The sequence below is a fragment of the Myxococcus sp. AM009 genome, assembly GCF_013372605.1.
In the GTDB taxonomy this organism is placed as follows: domain Bacteria; phylum Myxococcota; class Myxococcia; order Myxococcales; family Myxococcaceae; genus Myxococcus; species Myxococcus vastator.
Genome location: NZ_JABXEP010000066.1, coordinates 24,703 through 44,284, shown reverse-complemented (window position 1 = coordinate 44,284; position 19,582 = coordinate 24,703). Strand labels below are relative to the sequence as shown.

15 protein-coding genes and 1 pseudogene are annotated in these 19,582 nt (G+C 71.0%); 11 read left to right on the top strand and 5 right to left on the bottom strand.

Annotation, left to right across the window (positions count from 1 at the left end; all coding sequences use genetic code 11):
* From HV824_RS18075 to HV824_RS18060, 4 genes and pseudogenes are all read left to right on the top strand, one after another.
* Positions 1-546, top strand: a pseudogene (locus HV824_RS18075) (hypothetical protein); the annotation flags it as partial.
* A gap of 125 nt (positions 547-671) precedes the next feature.
* Positions 672-1,682, top strand: a complete 1,011-nt coding sequence (locus HV824_RS18070) for a thiamine pyrophosphate-dependent dehydrogenase E1 component subunit alpha (protein WP_176417545.1) — start codon at positions 672-674, stop codon at positions 1,680-1,682.
* Positions 1,683-1,685: 3 nt separating this feature from the next.
* The gene (locus tag HV824_RS18065; protein WP_176417544.1) at positions 1,686-2,744 is read left to right on the top strand and encodes an alpha-ketoacid dehydrogenase subunit beta; all 1,059 of its coding nucleotides are present in this window, start codon (positions 1,686-1,688) and stop codon (positions 2,742-2,744) included.
* Between the two features lie 208 nt (positions 2,745-2,952).
* On the top strand, positions 2,953-3,354 hold the full coding sequence (locus HV824_RS18060) for a GNAT family N-acetyltransferase (protein ID WP_240358132.1): 402 nt from the start codon (positions 2,953-2,955) through the stop codon (positions 3,352-3,354).
* Positions 3,355-3,381: 27 nt separating this feature from the next.
* On the opposite strand, the gene HV824_RS18055 is transcribed toward HV824_RS18060, so the two are convergent.
* A complete protein-coding gene (locus tag HV824_RS18055; RefSeq protein WP_217917514.1) occupies positions 3,382-3,747 on the bottom strand; it encodes a TIGR02266 family protein in 366 nt (121 codons plus the stop codon).
* 208 nt (positions 3,748-3,955) lie between these two features.
* Between HV824_RS18055 and HV824_RS18050 the strand changes: the two genes are divergently transcribed.
* Both HV824_RS18050 and HV824_RS18045 read left to right on the top strand, forming a co-directional pair.
* Positions 3,956-4,831, top strand: coding sequence for a hypothetical protein (locus tag HV824_RS18050; RefSeq protein ID WP_176423857.1), 876 nt, complete (start codon positions 3,956-3,958; stop codon positions 4,829-4,831).
* A 123-nt stretch (positions 4,832-4,954) separates the two neighbouring features.
* Positions 4,955-6,229, top strand: a complete 1,275-nt coding sequence (locus tag HV824_RS18045; protein ID WP_176417541.1) for a GDSL-type esterase/lipase family protein — start codon at positions 4,955-4,957, stop codon at positions 6,227-6,229.
* A 14-nt stretch (positions 6,230-6,243) separates the two neighbouring features.
* On the opposite strand, the gene HV824_RS18040 is transcribed toward HV824_RS18045, so the two are convergent.
* Complete coding sequence (locus HV824_RS18040; RefSeq protein ID WP_176417540.1) at positions 6,244-6,957, bottom strand: hypothetical protein; 714 nt, start codon at positions 6,955-6,957, stop codon at positions 6,244-6,246.
* A gap of 33 nt (positions 6,958-6,990) precedes the next feature.
* Entirely contained in the window at positions 6,991-9,660 is a 2,670-nt protein-coding gene (locus HV824_RS18035) for a phosphoenolpyruvate carboxylase (protein ID WP_176417539.1), read from the bottom strand.
* Positions 9,661-9,899: 239 nt separating this feature from the next.
* Here HV824_RS18035 and HV824_RS18030 point away from each other — a divergent pair, with 239 nt between their 5' ends.
* Positions 9,900-10,394, top strand: coding sequence for a hypothetical protein (locus HV824_RS18030; protein ID WP_176417538.1), 495 nt, complete (start codon positions 9,900-9,902; stop codon positions 10,392-10,394).
* Positions 10,395-10,401: 7 nt separating this feature from the next.
* Here the strand turns inward: HV824_RS18030 and HV824_RS18025 are convergent, their stop codons facing one another.
* The gene (locus HV824_RS18025) at positions 10,402-12,951 is read right to left on the bottom strand and encodes an RNA helicase (RefSeq protein WP_176423856.1); all 2,550 of its coding nucleotides are present in this window, start codon (positions 12,949-12,951) and stop codon (positions 10,402-10,404) included.
* A gap of 185 nt (positions 12,952-13,136) precedes the next feature.
* On the opposite strand from HV824_RS18025, the gene HV824_RS18020 reads away from it, so the two are divergent.
* Positions 13,137-13,871 (top strand): hypothetical protein, encoded by a 735-nt coding sequence (locus HV824_RS18020; RefSeq protein WP_176423855.1) that lies wholly within the window; start codon positions 13,137-13,139, stop codon positions 13,869-13,871.
* 89 nt (positions 13,872-13,960) lie between these two features.
* On the opposite strand, the gene HV824_RS18015 is transcribed toward HV824_RS18020, so the two are convergent.
* Complete coding sequence (locus HV824_RS18015) at positions 13,961-15,607, bottom strand: SulP family inorganic anion transporter (RefSeq protein ID WP_255208131.1); 1,647 nt, start codon at positions 15,605-15,607, stop codon at positions 13,961-13,963.
* A 312-nt stretch (positions 15,608-15,919) separates the two neighbouring features.
* Between HV824_RS18015 and HV824_RS18010 the strand changes: the two genes are divergently transcribed.
* The 3 genes from HV824_RS18010 to HV824_RS18000 all read left to right on the top strand — a co-directional run bounded on the left by HV824_RS18010 (position 15,920) and on the right by HV824_RS18000 (position 19,567).
* Positions 15,920-17,428: a HAMP domain-containing sensor histidine kinase gene (locus HV824_RS18010; RefSeq protein ID WP_176417534.1), complete on the top strand. Its 1,509-nt coding sequence runs from the start codon at positions 15,920-15,922 to the stop codon at positions 17,426-17,428.
* A complete protein-coding gene (locus HV824_RS18005) occupies positions 17,425-18,843 on the top strand; it encodes a sigma-54 dependent transcriptional regulator (protein WP_176423853.1) in 1,419 nt (472 codons plus the stop codon). The genes HV824_RS18010 and HV824_RS18005 overlap by 4 nt, the downstream gene beginning before the upstream one ends.
* A gap of 130 nt (positions 18,844-18,973) precedes the next feature.
* On the top strand, positions 18,974-19,567 hold the full coding sequence (locus HV824_RS18000; protein ID WP_255208130.1) for a DUF4142 domain-containing protein: 594 nt from the start codon (positions 18,974-18,976) through the stop codon (positions 19,565-19,567).
* Positions 19,568-19,582 lie beyond the last annotated feature (15 nt).

Sequence of the window (19,582 nt, the reverse complement as noted above, 5' to 3'; positions counted from 1 at the left end):
AAGCAGCTGTGGCTGGGGCTGATGGCGATGATGATGGGGATGATGAACGTCGAGCAGCTCCGCCGCACGCCGAAGGCGCCCCCCGCCGAGCCGCGGCTCACCCTCCCCCGCGGGGTCCGCAAGCCCCGAGCGGTACCGGCGGGCGCCGTCTCCATCGAGCGGCTGATGGACGAGCTCCGGGGAGCGCCGCTCCCCCCGGACGCGACCGACGCGGAGGATGAACTGGAGGGCCCTCACGACCCGGCCCTGGTGGGCGAGCTGCTCCTGGACAGCGGTCTGCCGGAGCTGGCCGTGGGCTCGCTCCAGTCCGCCTTCACCCAGGCGCCCCTGCCACGCACCGGCCATGCCCTGGTGCTGGCGCTGCTGCGCACCGGGCGGCTCCCGGAGCTGGCCTCGCTGCTGGACAGCTCGCACGCCCGGCAACTGTCCGAGGACACCCTGGCCCTCATCGCCGAGCACGCCGGGACGACCACGGAGGCCACACTCACCGAGCGGATTACCGCGCTGCGGCACGGGCGGACTCCTGCCACGGATGAGCCCCGCTGATTGCCGCGCCGCGCCAGAAGGTGCTCTCCGCCTGACGTCCCGACAGACAACCCATCAACTGCCTTGAGCGGGAGGCACCCATCCGGGTTATAGGGGCGTCCCCTCCAGCCAGAGGAAGGTCGCGCGTGTCTCGTCCCCGACTCATCAAAGAATCCTCAGAAGCGTCCGCGCCGCTCGAGCGGGAGCTGCTGGTCCGCCTCCATGACCTCATGGTGAAGACGCGCGTCCTCGAGGAGCGCCTCATCCAGATGTACAAGCAGGGCCACGGGTACTTCTGGATTGGTGGCCCCGGCGAGGAGGCGTTCAACGTCTCCCTGGGCATGCTCATGAAGAAGGGCCAGGGCCCCGACTTCGACTACCTGCATGCGCACTACCGGCAGTCCGGCACCCTGCTCGCGATGGGTGAGGAGCCCATCGGCTCCCTGCGGCAGATGAAGAACACGGCCACGGACCCGTACTCGGGCGGCCGCAACTTCGCGGGCCACTACTCCGCCCGGCGGCTCAACGTGGCGCCGGTGTCCTCGCCCATCGAGGTCCAGTACGCCATCGCCCCGGGCACGGCCATGGTGCAGAAGCGCCACGGCGGTGAGGGCATCACCATCGTCACCGGTGGCGACGCCGGCACGGCCGAGGGTGACTTCGCCTCGTGCCTGGTGTGGAGCAGCCGCCCCGCCAACCCGCTGCCCATCCTCATCATCGTCACCAACAACAAGTGGGGCATCTCCACGTCGGCGGAGGGCCAGCACGGCGAGCAGCGCATCAGCGACCGCGGCAAGGCCTTTGGCATCCGCAGCAAGACCATCAACGGCAACGACGCCGTGGAGGCCTACACCGAGCTGCGCGAGGCCATGGCCTACGTGCGCACGGAGCGCAAGCCCTTCCTCCTGGAGGCCAACGTGTCGCGCCTCTACGGCCATTCGTCCGCCTCCGGTGCCAACTACGTGGGCAACGAGGTCGACTGCCTCAAGGACTTCGAGGCGAAGCTGGAGAAGGACGGCGTCCTGACGCGAGAGCAGATGGACGCGCTGCGCAACGGCTACACCGAGGAGATGGCCGCCGCCGCCCGGCTGGTGCGCGACGAGCCACAGCCCGACCCGGAATCCATCTGGAAGCACATCTACGCGGAGGACAAGTAACCCATGGCGAACATGGCACAGGCCATCCGCATGGCCCTGCACTACGCCGAGGAGCACCTGGGCGTCACCGACATCTTCGGCGAGGACGTGGGCGCCCCGCTGGGCGGCGTCTTCACCTGCACGCAGGGACTGAAGACGACGTGGAACTCTCCCCTGGACGAGCGCGGCATCATCGGCGCGGCCATGGGCATCGCCATGGCGGGCGGTCGGCCGGTGGCGGAGATCCAGTTCTGCGACTACGTCTACAACACCATCGACCTGCTGAAGCTGGCGGGCAACACCAGCTGGTCCACCTTTGGTGACTGGCACCTGCCCATGGTGGTGCGCACGCCGGTGGGCAGCGGCATCCGCGGGTCCATCTACCACTCGCACTCGTTCGACGCGACGATGACCCACATCGCCGGGTGGAAGGTGGTCATGCCCTCCACGCCGCTGGACGCGTACGGGCTGCTCATCACCGCGTGCCAGGAGAAGAACCCCGTCATGTTCCTGGAGCCCAAGGCGCTCTTGCGCGTGAAGGGCGAGGAGCGGATTCCGGGCGAGCCGGATGACGACCGCGCGCTGTCGAAGCTCATCGACGCGCCCCTGGGAGACCGCTCCCAGTGGAAGCCGCAGTGGCCCGCGGGCCTGGAGGCGTACGCGGTGCCCTTCGGCAAGGGCAAGGTTGTCCGCGAGGGCACGCAGCTCACCGTGGTGAGCTACGGCCGCACCCTGCCCCTGTGCGCGAAGGCCGCGGAGACGCTGGCCGCGGACGGCATCAGCGCGGAGGTCATCGACCTGCGCTCGCTGTGGCCGTACGACTGGGAGCTCATCAAGGCCTCCGTCCAGAAGACGGGCCGCGTCCTCTTCGTCAACGAGGACACCGAGGTGACGAACTTCGGCGAGCACCTGGTGCGCCGCACGGTGGAGGAGCTGTTCTACTCGCTGCTCGCGCCGCCCCGGCTGCTGGCCGGCAAGTTCCTGCCGGGCATTGGCCTGTCGGACGCGCTGGAGATGGCGTCGGTGCCCCAGCTGGCGGACATCACCACCGCCATCCGCTCGCTCGCGGGCGAGCAGCCGTAAGCGCGACACCCACAATCCCCTGCTCGTGAGTCCCTTGTCGCACGGGAGAAGCACCCTGGGCCGCCGTTCCTCTTTGGAGGGATGGCGGCCCATTCGTTAGACTCCGGGGGCTTTGTCACAACCAATCGTCCGGACAGTCACTCCCGTCGCTGGTGCCGATGCGCCGGCCTTCCGTATCCGTCGCGCCCGCCGGGGTGACGCCGAAGCCATGGCGTCGCTCCTCAAGGAGCTGGGCTACCCCCTGGGGACGGACCAGCAGACGGTCCACTGGGTCGTCAGCCATCCGGAGATTGAAATCTTCGTGGCCGGCGACCCGCAGGACCGGCCCGTGGGCATGGTGTCCTTCTCCCACCGGCCCCAGCTCCGGCTGCGCGGACGCGTGGCCACCATCGACGAGCTGGTGGTGACGGAGACCTGGCGCCGCCGCGGCGTGGGCCGCGCGCTCATCCGGCAGATTCTGGAGCGCTGCAAGGTGCTGAGCGCGAAGCAGCTCCAGCTCGTCTCGCCCATGACGACGACGCCGGAGACGCGCAACTTCTACACGGCGTGTGGCTTCTCCGAAATCGACTCGGGCGTGTTCCGCCACGTCGATACGGAATCCCAGCGCTAGGGAAGCGCCGGGGCCCGCCCCCGGCCGCTACCGCTTGATGCTGTCCACCACGCGCTGAAGCCGGGCCCGGTCCTCGTCGCTCAGGTCCGTGAAGCGCACGCCAATGGCCTCGGCCTCGTCGCGCACCCAGGCGATGACGCCGGTGATGTGGAACTCCTCACCTTCAATCGCCATGGACAGCCGGACGTGGGCGCCCACGTCATAGGACTTCCGCGTCAGCAGGCACAGGCCGCCCGCGGAGATGTTGATGGAGTACGCGCGCAGCGCCCGCGCCGCGTCCTGCGTCTGGTTGAAGCGAACCTCGAACCGCGCCGCCACACGCTCATCCGCCCGCCGGTTCGCGTATGCGGCTGGATCCCCGTTCTCCATGTCATCCGCCGCCTTGGTTGTCATACGCACCCGATAGCCCCCACGTTCGACGCTGCTGGCGAACACCACGCTGCTTTCCACACCCACAGTCCCACAGGGTGACGCGCCGGGCCAACCTCGAGGCCCCGAGCGTCCGCCAAGTGTCCGCTGCTTTCCACGCCTGATTCAAGGGGCCCCCTCTATCGAATTCGGGTGCCTATGTCCTCGGAGACTTCCCTGGGAGAGCTCTGGAATGCGTGTGGACCGCCTCGGTGTGTTGACTGGAACCCTGGCTTTGGCCCTCTGGGCCGCGGCCTGCAACGGCGGTAACGGGCCGGGCCCCGACGGCCAGGGGGACGCGGGCATTGATGGAGGCGGGACACCCACGGGGGACGGCGGTGGAACGGACGCGGGCGGCGGCGCGCGGGACTTCGCCTGCAACGTGGCGCGGCAGGAGGGCTGTGCCGACGGCCAGGACTGCTACTTCGCGGACCTGGCGGACGGCGGCACCGGCAGCCGCTGCTTCGATGCGGAGTGCGACGTGGTGGCCCAGGACTGCGCCCAGGGCCAGCGCTGCACGTACGCGGCGGAGCGCGGCGTCACCCAGCGGCGCTGCGTCGCCCCGGGCACCGCGGACGAAGGCGCGCCCTGCACGCTGGCCCCCACCGACGGAGGCGTGGCCTACGACACCTGCCGGCAAGGCTTGTTCTGCCGCGAGGCACCTGACGGCGCGGGAAGTGGCTTCACCTGCCAGCGCCTGTGCCATGCCACGACCCACTGTGGGAACACGAGCGAGTGCAACACCGTGCTCCGCCTGGAAGGCACCGACGAGCTGCCGCTGGTCTGCGGCCCGCTGTCCACGGCGTGCGACCCCTTGGGTGATGACTGCGAGGCCCCACTCAGCTGCTACCCGTCCACGTCCGGCCCGCTGTGCGCGGGCAGCGGCAATCGGACGGAGGGGCAGTCGTGTGACTTCAGCAATCAGTGCGCGCCGGGGAGCGCGTGTGTGAATGCGGGAGGCGGCCTCACCTGCCGCCCGCTCTGTCAGCCTGGAGGCACGCCCGCCTGCCCGGCGGGCAGCTGCCGGGCGTTGGATGGCAACCCAGGCGTGGGGGCTTGCGTCCCCTAGGCACCAGGCCGGCCGCTGTGGAGGGCGGCCAGACAGGCGAGGCTTCGGAGGCAGAGGGTTCCCAGACGGCCGGCTGGCAGGGCACGGTGTGGTGTGCATCCTGCAAAGCCGGGAGGGATGGGAATGGGAATGAAGCCAGGGTGGCGATGGGTCGTCGTGTGCGCGAGCAGCGCGCTGCTGGCGTGTGCTGGCGGCGTGGCGGACTCAGCCGACGGGGACCTGCCGCCAGATGACGACCGCCACACTTCCACGGTGGAGCAGAACGCGCCGGACGCGTCACTGGAAGTCGCGCCCGTGCTGGTGCTGAACGACGGGAGGCAGGTGCAGGCCGCGCCGCCCTTCGCGCCGCCGGCGACTTCGTTCCAACCGGGCTTCCACCAAGCGCTCCGCGCGTCCCACTCAGCGGGGAGCGTGACGACCTTCCGCATGCGCGTGCCGGTGGCGCGTGACGGCGGGCGCCTCCGCGTGACGTTCCGCGCGGGCGACGGGAACATGACGCTCGTGCGTGCCACCGTGGCCCACGCGGGCGCCAATGGAGCGCTGGGGTCCCCGCCGGTGACGCTTACCTTCGACGGCGCGGAGGGCTTCACCGTCGCCGCGCGCTCGCGGAAGACGTCGGATCCGGTGGACTTCCCGGTGGCGTTCCGGGACGAGCTGGCCATCACCTTCGAGGCCCGTGGCGCGCTGGCGGCCAGCGCCATCAGCGCCTTCCCGGGCAGCTTCGCGCGCGCGGGGAACCATGCGCTGGTGACGGGCGCGCTGGGCGGCACCCTGTTCGACCGCGCCGTCGGCGTGGCCACCGTGGACGTGGAGGGCCCCACGGGCCGAGCCTTCGTGGCCCTTGGCGACAGCATCACCGAGGGCTACGTCGACACGAAGAACGACACGCGCAACGCCTGGCCCGCGAAGGTGGAGGCCGCGCTGGGCGTGCCCGTGGTGAACGCGGGCGTGAGTGGCCAGGGCTTCTACGACGCGCTGGCGCTGCTCGACGGCGAGGTGCTGGCGCTCCAGGGCATCACCGACTGCATCGTCCTGCTGGGCACCAACGACCTGGGCGACAAGGACTCCCTGTCCGTCATCCAGGCCCGGATGAACACGCTGCTGAGCCGGCTCGCGCCCTTCTGCCGTACCTGGGTCAGCACCCTGCTGCCCAAGGAGAAGTCGAACCACGCGCCCTACGAAACGGTGAAGACCCAGCGGCTGGAGTTCAACACGTGGGTCCGCGGCGGTGGCACCGGCCCGGACATCATCGACCTGGAGGCGGTGACGCGCCAGCCGGCGGACGTGCACCTGTTCCTCGACGGGCTGGAGGTGGACGGCATCCACCCCAGCGTCGAAGGCCACCGGGTGATGGCGGACGAGGTCGCGCGCGTGCTGCGCGACGAGGGCGGCCTCTAGCCGCGCCGCCGCGCTCAGCCCTGGCGCGCGCCGAGCACGCCGTGGAGCACCAGCAGCTCCGCGAGCCCCGGCGGCGCCAGCATCCAGTCGTCCTCCGTGGGCACCCAGCGCACCGGGGCCCCGGCGCCCTCCAGCAGGCTGTTCACCTGGAGGAGCAGCGGCTCGAAGGTGGAGGCGGGGGCCTCGCGGCTCCCCTCCGGTGCCGACACGTCGTGGCCGCCGGGCTCCAGCCGGAAGGCGGCGCGGCCTGGCTGGGGCGTCACCTCGAAGCCGGGCAGGTACGGCTGCATGGCGGCCTGGAGCCGCTCCAGCAGCGCGCCGTCCTCGTAGGGGTGGGACAGCTCCCAGTCGAAGAAGGTGGGCAGCTGCGCGAGCAGCTCCTGGTGAAGCGGGTTGGCGCGGCTGTGCCGCCAGTGGTGCTCAGCCAGGTCATAGGCCGTGGCGGGCACGCGCAGTTCGTACTTCTCCAGCTTCGTGAGCAGCTCGCCCATCCGCTCCACCAGGTCCGCGGGCGGCTCGGCCCGGGACACCCAGCCCCAGTCCGCCACCGACTGCCCGCGCCGCTGGCCTTCCACCCGGTCCCCTTCACGCAGCTGGAGCGGGGGCTCCGGGGCCTCCTCTTCCGGGTACAGCCCCGCGTGCAGAAGGGGCCCGCCCGCTTCGGGCCGCAGCCGCGCGAAGCGGTGCGCCGGGTTGACCTCCACCACGCTGAACGTCTCCCTGGCCATCGCCGCCTCCTCGGGTGTCCGACGTCGCGGAGCCTACCCGGTGTTGCGCATGCCTGCGGCGATGCCGTTGAGCGTGAGCAACAGTGGACGATTGACCTCCGCCTGGCCCTCGCGCTTGCGCTTGAGCAGCTCCACCTGGAGGAAGGACATGGGGTCCACGTAGGGGTTGCGCAGGGAGATGCTGCGCTGGAGCTGCGGGTTGTTGTCGAGCAGCTTCGACTCGCCCGTCAGCCGCTTCACCTGCCTGCGCGTGCGCCGGTGCTCCTGTTGGATGCGCCGCCACAGCGACCGGGTGGCGGGAGGCGCCAGCGACGCGTAGCGCCCCGCGATGGCCATGTCCGACTTCGCCAGCACCATGGTGACGTTGTCGATGACGGCGCGGAAGAAGGGCCACTCCCGGTACATGCGCTTGAGCTGCGCCGCCCCACCGTCCTCCTTCGAGAAGGCCTCCAGCGCCGAGCCCACGCCGTACCAGCCCGGGAGGATGGCCCGGTTCTGCGTCCAGCCGAACACCCACGGAATCGCGCGCAGCGTGTCCAGCCCTCCCGCCTTGCGCTTGCTGGGGCGCGACCCGATGGGCAGCGACGCAATCTCCTCCACCGGCGTCGCGGCGGTGAAGAACGCCAGGAACTGAGGGTCCTCCCACACCAGGGCGCGGTACGCCTTGCGCCCCGTCTCCGCCAGCGTGTCGAACGCGGCGCGGAAGGTGCGCTCGGCCTCGGGCTCCGGACGCGGCTGCGCGTCCAGCGTGTGCAGCAACACGCCGCCCAGGATGAGCTCCAGCGTGCGCCGCGCCAGCTCCGGGCGCGCGTACTTGTGGTCCAGCGCCTCGCCCTGCTCTGTCGCCTTGTAGCCACCCGCCACCGCGCCGGGCGGCAGCGCGAGAATCGCCTCCTGCGCGGGGCCACCGCCACGCGCCACGGACTCTCCGCGGCCGTGGAACAGCCGCAGCGGGACGCCCGCTTCGCGCGACACCTCCGTGAGCGCCACCTGCGCGCGGTACAGCGCCGCGCTGGCCGCCAGGAGTCCCACCTCCTTGCCGGAGTCGCTGTAGCCCACCATCACCTCCTGGCCACCGCGCACGTCCAGGTGCTTGCGGTACTCCGCGTCCGCGAAGAGCGTGCGCAGCACGTCCGGGCCCGAGTCCAGCGCGCCCAGCTGCTCGAACAGCGGCACCACGTCCACCGTGGCGCAGCCCCGCCGCGCGTCCCACAGGCCCGCGTGCTTCAAGCAGCGGAAGGCCGCGAGCACGTCCTCGGCGGTGCTGGCCATGCTCAGGATGAGCGTGCGGCACGCGGGCTCACCCGACTCCGACTGGGCCTCCTTCAGCCGCGCCAGCACCTCCAGGAGCCGCGCCCCACCTTCCGTCGGCGCCGGGCCCCCGTTGAACGAGCCCGCCGCGCTCACCGCGTCCTCCGCGGGCGCGCGCACCTCCAGCTCCGCCAGCGACAGTCCCAGCGCGAGCAGCCGCTCCCGGACCTGCCGCACGTCCCGAAGTCCCGCGTGCGTGCCCTTCGACGCCTCCAGCGCGCGGCCCAGCACGTCCAGGTCCGCCAGCATGGCCTCCGGCGTGCGGTAGGCGCCCGGCGGCATGGGGACGCTCGCCCCGGCGCGCTGCTGCGTCACGTAGTGGAGCGCGCGGTGCAGCCGCTCCTCCATGAAGCGCAGCTTGTGCCGCAGCGGCTCGCCCGGGGTGCGGGGGCCGTAGCGGCGCTCGGCGTCGGGCAGCTCCTCCGCGTCCTTCGCCACCGAGCGCAGCAGCTCCTCGGACGGCTTCGCGTGACGCTCCGACTGGGACAGCCGCCCGCCCAGCCGCTCCAGGTCTTGGAGCAGCCGCCGCAGTCCTCGGGCCCGGTGCGCGCGCAGCGTGTCCGCGAACACGTCGGGCGTCACCAGCGGGTTGCCATCCATGTCCCCGCCCACCCACGAATGGATGCGCACGGGCGTGTCCACCGGCCCCAGCGGCTCGCCGTAGGCGCGCTCGAAGGCCCAGTCCAGCAGCTCCGGCAGCAGGGACAGCTCGTCGGCGAGCACCTCCTCCACGTACCAGAGGACGTTCTTCACCTCGTCGCCCACGGTGGGGCGCTCGCGGCGCAGCTCGTCCGTCTGCCACAGCAGGGTGATTTCCTCGCGCAGCAGCGCCAGGTTCACCGAGGACTCGCGCGGCGTCAGCTCGCAGCGGTCCCGCTCCTCCAGCAGGCCCGCCATGCGATAGAGCTTCTCCAGCAGCGTGCGGCGCACGGCCTGCGTGGGGTGCGCGGTGAGCGTCAGCGTCACGCGCAGGGTGCGCACGGCCTCGCGCACGCGCTCCGCGGGGATGCCCGCGTCCTTGAGCAGGAGCAGCGTGGCCTCCAACGAGCCGCGCTGGGGCCTGGCGGACGCGGCCTCCGCGTGGGTGCGGGCGCGGCGGATGCGGTGGTGCTGCTCCGCCAGGTTCACCAACTGGAAGTACACGGAGAAGGCGCGCAGCACCGGCTCGGCCTGCTCAAGCGGCAGACGTTGGAGCACCTCCGCCAGCTCGGCCGCCACCGCGCGCCGCCCGGCCACGGGGCCCCGGCGACGCTGGATGGCGAGGCGGCGCACTTCTTCTTCCAGGTCGAAGAGCGCCTGCCCTTCCTGTTCGACGAGGACTTCTCCCAGGAGCCGACCAAGCAGGCGGACATCCCGGCGAAGCGGCTGATCCACGGCACGCAGTCGGGCCATATGGTCCGACGGTAGCCGCTGCGCGGCGGGCTGGCCCGCATTTCCGCGCGAGAAAGCGACGAGCGCCCGCGAAGCACGGCAAGGTGTCTGCCATTCCCGACAGGCATGGCCCCGAAACACGCCTGCACGCGCCACGGCCCACCCCGTGGCTCCAGAGCCACACACCCGCCCGGTCCAGGCCTTGCACAACCCGACTCCCGTGGGCCGCGAACGACACCGCGGCCAAGGAGCTTGTCGCCATGTGGACGATGCGGGGATGGAAGGTGACGTTGCTGTGTGGCTGGCTGGCCGCGCCGGTGGCCTTGGCCGAGACGGCGATGCTCGACGGGGTGCCACGAGAGGCGAGGGCCGCGCGTGGCGTGGAGCTGCTCCCCTCCGAGCCGCTGTTCCCCGACGCGGGCCCAGACGAGCTGGACGGCCCCGTGCTCCGCTACGCGGAGCCGGTGTCCTGCCCCGCCGCGCCGGAGGGCCGGGTTTGGGTGGCCCAGACGCAGACGTGCGACGACGCTGGCTGCGCGCCGCTCACGACCGTGTGGGCGGGCGCGTGGACCGTCGAGGACGCGGGCCTGGAGGTGCGCTGCGAGACGGACCGCGTGGTGCTGGCCGCGGGCGACTGGCGGATGGTGCTCACGCCCGACGCGGGCGGCGAGCTGGAGGTGCGTGAGCTGACGCCGCCGGAGCCCGAGTCGCTGTCGGCGGCGCGTCCCTTGGAAGCGCCGGCCTCCGAGGGCTGAGCCCGGGCTACACGCTGATGCGGCGGAGCATCAGGATGGGGCCCTCATCCAGGCGCCTGTCCCGCAAGTCTATCTCGCAGTCGATCATCCAGTCGCCGTGCCCTTCCGGGTCGATGATGCGCTGCTGGGTCTCCCACAGCCGCGTGCCCGCCTCCTTCAGGAAGGTGTTGGCGGGCTTGCGCGCCTGAGGCGTGAGCACCACGACCTTGTGCTCCTCAAAGTACGGCGCCATGGCCTGCTCCAGCTTGGGGGCCGTCCATTCGCCCAGCGCGTTGTCCAGCATGGACAGCGCGTCCAGATAGCGCTTCTGGCCCAGCGCCTTGAGCAGCCGGTGCAGCTCCTCGCGCACACGCGCGGCGAAGGCCTTCGGGTCGTCGGTGAGCTCCTTCGGCTTGAGCTCCACCACCGGCTTCGCCTCGACGGCGGCCTCCGGGTTGCGCATGCGCTCCCACTCATCCAGCAGGCTGGAGTCCACCTGCCGGAGCGTGGCGCGCAGGTGGTCGATGAAGTCCTCCACCTCCTCCGTGCGGAAGCGCTCCGGCACCGTCTGCACCAGCGTCTTGTATGTGTCATTCACATACCGCAGCAGCACGCCCTCGCTGCGCTGGAGGCCGTACTCGCGGATGTAGTCCGGGAAGGACATGAACCGCTCGAACATGTCGCGGACAATGGACTTGGGCCGGATGTTCTCCTCGCCCACCCACGGGTGCTTCTGCGCGAACTTGTTGAAGGTGCCGTAGATGAAGTCGCGGTTGGGCTTGGGCCACTCGAGCTTCTCGAGCTCCGCCATGCGGTCGTCGTACTCCACGCCCTGCGCCTTCAGCTCGTTGATCTTCTCGCCCTTGAGCTGGTGGAGCTGCGCGTAGAGCACCACGTCCGGGTTCTCCAGGATGGCCTCCACCAGCGACACCACGTCGAGCGCATACGTGTCCGTGGTTGGATCCAACAGCTCCAACGTGTCGAGCAGGTACAGCGACAGCGTGTGGTTGAGGCTGAAGTCGTGCTGCATCTCCCCCGCCACCTTCACCGTGGCGCCCGAGCCGCCGTGCCCCTTCTCCACCTCCAGGATTTCCGCCTCGCGCAGCGTGCGGAAGTCGCGCGCGGCCTCCTTGAGGTGCCGGCGCTTGAGGTAGTCCGAGTCGTGGCTGCGCTGCACCAGCGTCACCAGCCGCTTGTACCCGCCGTTGCCTTCCGTCTGGTGGTCGCTCTGGAGCAGGTTGAGGATCATGCCGTGCGACACCGCGAAGCGGGACTCCAGCGGCTCCGGCATGCCGCTCTGGAGCCGCTCGAAGGTGCTCCGGTCGTACTGCACGAAGTTCTTCTGCGGCGGCTTGGCCTTGGGCGTCTTCTTCTTGCCCGCGGCCTCCTTGGCGGCCAGCTTGATGTTCTCGATGACGTACTCGGGCGCCTGGGCCACCACGCTGCCCTGCGTGTCGAAGCCCTTGCGGCCCGCGCGGCCGGCGATCTGCTGGAAGTCACGCACGCTCAGCGTGGTCAGCTTCTCGCCGTTGAACTTGAAGAGCTGCGTGAAGAGCACCGTGCGGATGGGGATGTTGACGCCCACGCCCAGCGTGTCCGTGCCGCTGATGACCTTGAGGTGCCCGTGCTGGGCCAGCTTCTCCACCAGCAGGCGGTACTTGGGCAGCAGGCCGGCGTGGTGCATGCCGATGCCGTGGCGCAGGAAGCGCTGGAATTCCTTGCCGTAGGGCGTGTCGAAGGGCGCGTCCTGGAGCGCCAGCCGGATGGCCTCCTTCTCCTCCTTGGTGGAGAAGTCCACGCTCATCAGGTTTTGCGCCTGCTCGGCGGCGGTGCGCTGGGTGAAGTTGACCAGGTAGATGGGGTACTTCCCGCGCGCGATGAGGTCTTCAATCGTCTCGTGCAGCGGCGACTCGCGGTAGTCGAAGTCCAGCGGCACGGGGCGCTCGGCGCTGCGCACGGTGGCCACCTCCCGGCCGGTGAGCTTCGCCAGGCTCTCCTCGATGACGTGCGTGGGGCCCAGCGTGGCGGACATCAACAGGAAGGTGGTGTCCGGCAGCGCGATGAGCGGAAGCTGCCAGGCCACGCCGCGCTCGCGGTCCGAGTAGTAGTGGAACTCGTCCATGACGACGTAGTCCACGCGGGCGCTCGCGTCGCGCAGGGCCAGGTTGGCGAGGATTTCGGCGGTGCAGCAGATGATGGGCGCGTCGCGGTTGATGCTCGCGTCGCCGGTGAGCATGCCCACGTTCTCTGCGCCGAAGGCGTCGCAGAGGGCGAAGAACTTCTCGTTCACCAGGGCCTTGATGGGGCAGGTGTAGAAGGAGACCTTCCCCTCCGCCATGGCCTTGAAGTGGAGCGCCGTGGCCACCAGCGACTTGCCGGAGCCGGTGGGCGTCTTGAGGAACAGGTGCTTGCCCGCCAGCAGCTCCAGGATGGCCTCCTCCTGCGCCGAATAGAGGCTCAAGCCATTGGCCTCAACGTAGCCGACGAAGCGGTTGAGGATTTCGTCCGCGTCCAGGGGCGGTTCGCCCTTCTTGGGGAGCAGCGCGGCGAGCGGAGCTTGGGTTTCAGGGGTGGCCATCACCCGCCGACAATAGGCGGCGCGCCCGTCCCCCACCGGGAAAATCGCAATCGGAGGCACGGGGCGTGAAAGAAGGCCCCGTGGAGGGTGTCCGCGAGTCCCAGGGCGCAAGGGCCGGGAGCGCGATACCCGGGCCCCGGCCCCCTCCCTACCGTTGCCCCTGGACTGAAGGTCAGGGGGTGGGGATGCGGGGAACCGTCAAAAAGAAGATGACGCGCCTCAAGCGCGCGGCGCTGCTGGGGGGCCTGGCTTCCGCGCCCTGTCTCTGGAGTGGCTGTGAGCAGCAGCGGGGCCCCACGGTGGACGCGGCCGGCGGCGCCGAGGCCCCAAGTGTCGCGGGGCTGGAAGGCGGTCCACCCACCGACACGATTCCCGCGGCCGAGGGCGGACCTGACGGCGCCGCGTCGCTCCAGTCACCAGGCCATGCCGGCACCGGCACGGATGGCGCGGACTCCCCCGGCGAGACAGCCAGCCAGAGCGCGCCTCCCGGCGCGCGCGGAGACACACTCGGCAGGGGCCTGAGGGACAGCGGCAGTCGGACTGGTAGCGGTAGCAGCAGCCTGAGGGCTAGCGACAGCCGGACCGGTGGTGGCAGCGGCGCTGGCCGAGGTGGCTTCGGAGGCGGAGGCAGCCTCACGGGTGGCCACAGCGCCACCGGTGGCGGCAGCCTGTCGAGCGGCAACAGCGTGACGGGCGGAACCAGCATGACAGGGGGCGGCAGCAGCACCCGTCACGGCGGCGGCGTCAGCTCCAGCGGCGGTGGCTCGGGTGGAACCACGGGCTCGCGCGGCGGAGGAGCCAGCGCGGGCGGCTCGGCCACGGGAAGTGGCGGGCTGGACAGCGCCAGTGGCGGCGACAGCGCGTCCGGCGATGGCAGCGACTCGGGAGGCTCGCGGTCCGGTGGGATGCTGGGGCTGTGACGCCGCCGCACCGCGACGCGCGTTGCCATCGCGCGGGATGAGCGGACCCGTGCCGCCCATCCCCCGCGCTCAACCCCAGGTGACGCGGACTACGTCGTCGGCTGCGTCGTCTGGATGATGGGGGCCTGCCCACCCTGCTGCTTGATGTCCTCCAGCACGTCGTTCATCGACGACATCAGCGCATGCGGCCCGGTGCCCGTCCATGTCCCGGCTTCCTGGAGCATGGCCTCGACGCCGCCGCGCGCGCCCACCACGATGACCCGGCCGCCTCGGACCGCCAGGACCTCCGACAGCTCGCGCACGGTGCGCAGGCCGGCGGCGTCCATGTACTTCACGTCCGACAAATCCAGCACCAGGTGCCGCGGCCACGGCGGGCCCTGAAGCGCCGCGCTCAGGTTGGCGGCGGAGCGGACATCCAGGTCGCCGCGAACGCGCAGCAACTGCATGGGGGGGCGTACGTCCAGGCCCTCGCCATTGGTGCCAAGGGGACGGAAGAGCGGGCGCCCGTCGGTGCGGAGCAGGTGGCTGCGCACGTGGGCCTTGGGCGGAGAGAAGAAGCTGCGCGCCAGGGAGAGCAGCACGCCCGCGGCCAGCCCCGGCAGGAAGCCCAGCGAGGCGATGAGCAGCGCGGTGGCGACCGCCACCATGGCCTTGCCGGCGTTGTCCGTCCACAGCGCGTGCAGCCCGCGGAAGTCCAGCAGCCGGGTGCCCACGACCACCAGGATGGCGGCGAGCGCGGCCATGGGAATCCGGGCCACCAGCGCACCGGCGAGGATGCAGGCGGCCAGCAACATCACTGCGTGCAGCACCGACGCGGCCCGCGTGCGCGCGCCCGCCTGCACCGACACGGACGAGCGGACGATGGCGCCCATCACCGGCATGCCGCCGAACAGCGCGGACGCCGTGTTGGCGAAGCCCTGGGCCACCAGCTCCTGGTCCCCATCCGTGCGGTGGTCCGTCAACCCGGGCATTTGGTCGAGCGCCCGGGACGCGAGCAGCGAGCCCAACGACGCCAGCACCGTGAGGGCCAGCACGTCCGGCAACAGGGCCGCGAAGTCCAGCTCCGCGAACGAGGGCAGCACGGGCATGGGCAGCCCCGTGGGCAGCGCGCCGACACGCGTCAGTCCATCAGAGAGACCGCCGACGAACGACGCCGCCGTGGCCAGCACCAGGCCCACCAGCACCGCGGGGATGGAGCGGTGGAGCTTGGGGATGGCGAGCATGCAGGCCACCACCAGGGCGCCGACCACCACGGAGGCCCCGTGCACGGACCAGCCTGGCCAGAGCTCCGGGAGCACCATGGAGCGCGCCGAGGACGCGCCACCGGAGGCACCGAGCAGCCGGGGAAGCTGACTGTCGAGCAGCAACAGTCCGATGCCCGCGGTGAAGCCTCGTGTCACCTCGGCGGGCATCCACTGCGCCAGCCGGCCCGCGCGCGCGAACCCCAGGACGAGCTGCAGCGCGCCGCACATCAGCGTCGCGGCGACAACGCCCGCGGCGCCGTGCCTGGTGGCGATGAGCAGGACGGTGGGAACGAGCGCGGCCTCCGGCCCCGTCACCTGGAGCCGGCCGCCTCCAAGCAACGCGGCCACCACACCGGCCAGCGCGCCAGTCACCAGTCCCACTTCCGGCGGAAGCCCGGAGGCCACCGCCAGCGCGAGGTTGAGCGGAAGCGCGACACAGGCCACCGTCAGCGCGGCGCCCGCATCACCCGGTAGCGTCCGGGGGGACACCATCTGCTTCCACTCCGTCCACAGCTGCCTCGGACGGTCTGTCCATCCCCGGGGAGTCTTGAGCGTAGGTGTCTCGACCATGCCCGGGCTGTTTTCATGGAACGTGCCGAACGGCTTCCCACTCTGAAGCCTGATTCACCTGTCGGCCTCTCCCGACGCCCCTTCGCCGCGCCCGGACCGACACCTGTCTGCCCAAGCCGACACGCGGAATTTCAAACACGAACATTCGCTCGAAAATGCTGCGCGCGGTTCGCAAGCTCAGTAGAGGTGTACCCCGGAACGAGTGCGCCCCCACGCGCAACGTGCATCCGGCCCATGCGACTCGCACACCGACTGCTCATCTCTCATGCCCTCCTCACCGCCGCACTGCTGGGGGCCGCCGCCTTCTCGGTGGTCGCCATCGTGCGGATGACGTCCCTGCTCACCGAGGTCCGCGAGGAGCAGCTTGGCGGCGTCATCAAGGAGGAAGCGGTCCACCAGGCGGCCTGGGGCGTCGAGGTCGCCGCGAGGCATGGACTGTTCGCCTGTGAGCACAGCGCCCGCGAGGTGCCGGCCGCGGCCGACACGCTCAGGGAACGGCTGACCCGCCTGGACGCCCGCCTCGCCCTCCACGGCGCTTCCACCCAGCCGCTGCTGCTGCGCGCCGCCCAGGGCTATCAAACATACGCAAGACACATCCTCGCGGGTGACACCTGCGAACGGCTGCAGAACACGGCCCTGCGCAGCGAGCGCCTCTTCCTGGCCGAGCAGCTCACCGACGCGTGGATCAGCACCACGCTCGCGCTCCACTCGGCCATCCGCCAACGGGAGATGCGCGCGCACGACATCGGCTCGTCCGCCATCGCGGTGGGCCTCACCCTGGGCGCGCTGGCAGTCGTCGCCGCCTGGGCCGTTGCCCTCTGGGTCGCGCGGGGCGTGACGCGGCCGCTGGGCCAGCTGTCCGCGCTGGCGCACCGGGTGGGCGACGGCAACTTCGCGCCGCTCCCGGAAGTGTCAGGCCCCCGGGAAATTCGGAATCTATGGGCGGACCTGGACCGCATGCGAGGCCGCCTGTCCGAGCTGGACCAGCTCAAGGACGCCTTCGTGGCGTCGGCATCCCACGACCTGCGCACGCCGCTGGCCCGGCTCCGGACAGCCATTGGCCTGCTCGCGGATGGCACCGCCGGCCCCTTGACGACGCAGCAGCACCGCGTGGTGGAGCTGGCGCGCGTGGCCTGCGAGCGGGAAATCCGGCTGGTCACCGCGCTGTTGGATTTGACGCGCGTACAGGCCGGCAAGGCCGTGCGACGGGACGAGGGCTGCCGCCTGGACGACCTCATTGAACGGGCCGTCGAGGAGGTGTCCGAGCTGGCGGAGGAGCGTGGCACGGAGCTGGTGGTCATCGCCCAGGGCACGACGCCGCCCGCGTCCCTGGATGCCGCGCTGGTGGAGCGCTCGCTGGTGAGCTTGATGACGAACGCCGTGCGCGTCTCCGCCCCTGGGCAGCGCATCTATGTCACCCGCACGCTCGCGCCCCAGGGTCCGGACGGCCAGCCCGGGACGTGGGCCCGGGTGGAGGTGCGGGACGAAGGCCCCGGTGTCCCGGAGGACGCGCGCCCGCGCGTCTTCGAGCCCTTCTTCACCCGGGCGGTGGGCGCGGCGAACGCGGACGGGCTGGGCCTGGGCCTGCCCCTGGCGCAGCGGATGATGCGGGCGCTGGGCGGGGATGTGTTGTTGCTGGAGAACGCGAACCCCGGCGCGCGCTTCGCGCTGGTGTTGCCGCTGGGCCGGGGTGTTCCGGCCAGCACCGCCCCCGAAGCGGGGACGAAGAGGAGCGACGGATGAAGGCCCGCGGCGGACATGTGTTGGTGGTGGACGACGACGCGGAGCTCTGCGAGCTCATCTCCCTGCGCCTGGAGGCGAAGGGCATGCAGGTCACCACCGCCCTCACGGCGGCGCGCGGCCTGGCGCTGCTGGAGTCCGAGAAGATAGACGCGGTGGTGCTCGACCTGCGGCTGGAGGGCGTGGACGGGCTGGAGGTGCTGGCCCAGATGCGCGCGCGCTCGCCGGACCTGCCGGTGGTCATCCTCACCGCCCATGGCACCATTGAGACGGCCGTGGAGGCCATGCAGCGCGGCGCGTATGGCTTCCTCACCAAGCCCTTCCAGGACCACGAGCTCTTCCAGAAGCTGCTGCACGCGACGGAGCGCAGCGACCTGCACCGCGAGCTCGCCGACCTGCGCCGCATCGTCGCGGGCACCACGCCGGAGCGGCTGCTGGGCGCCAGCCCCGCCATCGCCGAGGTGAGAGACCGCATCGCCCGGGTGGCCCCGTCGGAGGCCACCGTGCTGGTCCTGGGCGAGTCCGGCACGGGCAAGGAGCTGGCGGCGCGGCAGGTGCATGCGCTGTCCCGCAGGGCCAGCGGTCCCTTCATCGCCGTCAACTGCGGCGCGCTGCCACCGGAGCTGCTGGAGAGCGAGCTGTTCGGCCATGTCCGGGGCGCCTTCACCGGCGCCACGCAGACGCGCGAAGGCCTGTTCGGCGCGGCGCGCGGCGGCACCCTCTTCCTGGACGAGGTGGGCGAGGCCTCGCCGCGGGTGCAGGTGAAGCTGCTGCGCGTGCTCCAGGAGCGGCGCTTCGCGCGGGTGGGCAGCGCCACGGAGGAAGAGGCCGATGTGCGCGTGGTGGCGGCCACCAACCGAGACCTGCGCGAAGAGGTCGAGGAGCGGCGCTTCCGCGAGGACCTCTACTACCGGTTGGCCGTGCTGCCCATCGTGATGCCGCCGCTGCGCGAGCGCATCGAGGACATCCCGATTCTGGCCACGCGGTTCCTGGAGCAGGCCGCCGCGCGCAATGGCCTGCGGCTGCCGCGGCTGGCGCCGGATGCCCTGGCGCTGCTGCAGGCCCACTCATGGCCGGGCAACGTGCGCGAGCTGGTGAACACCATGGAAGCGGTGGTGCTGCTGGCGCCCGAGGACGACGTGCGCTCCGAGCACCTGGCCCGCATGTTCGACCCACCCACCTCCGCGCGAACGCCGCCCGACGCCGCGCGCGAAGAGGAGCCGGAGCTGCTGCGCGCCTCCGGTGAGCTGCCGACGCTGCGCGAGGCGAGAGACCGCTTCGAGCGGCGCTACCTGTGCGAGGTGCTGCGGCGCTCCAAGGGCAACGTGGCCGCCGCCGCGCGCATGGCCAGCCGCAACCGCACGGACTTCTACGAACTCCTGCGCCGCCACGGGCTGTCCCCCGCCGACTTCAAGTAGCGGCCGTCGCCTCCCTCCTGTCCACCGAAGCGTTGTCGCGCGCACATCTGGCTCGTGCTTCCCGGCCATGGCGGTGTGCTTTTCAACTGCTCAACCTTCAGCTGAACAGCAGATGAGGGGGACGACAGTCATGCGAATCACACGAGCGATGGTGGGGGTGGCGATGATGGGGGCGGCCGTGATGTTCGCCGGCTGCGGAGAGAGCAGCGCCAGTGAGAACACGCTGGGCCCCCAACAGGCGGCCGCGGGCCAGGCGGTGACGCTCACGGACAGTCAGATACTGGGCGTGCTCCTGGTGGCCAACGCGGGTGAGGTGATGCTGAGCCAGGTGGGCCAGGCGCAGGCCACCGACCCGACGGCGCGTGACTACAACGCGCGCATGGTCACCATGCACACAGAGGTCATCCAGCGCCTGGAGCAGGTGGCCACGGCCCAGGGCATCGCGCCCGCGGAGAGCCCGGTGACGCAGCACCTCCAGCAGACGGTGCAGAAGACCGTGGACCTCCTGAGCGCCACGCAGGCCCCTTACTTCGACGTGTCGGTGATGGATGCGCAGGTCTCCGCCCACGCCGGCACCGCCCTGTTGGGGGATTCGCTGCTCGCGCCGCAAGTGCAGAACCCGGCGCTCAAGGAAGAGCTGATGGCGATTCGGAAGACGGTCCAGGCCCACCTCCAGGAGGCCTCGAACATCCAGACCACTCTCTACAACGCCTGGCAGCCGTAGCCGCGGCGAGGCCTC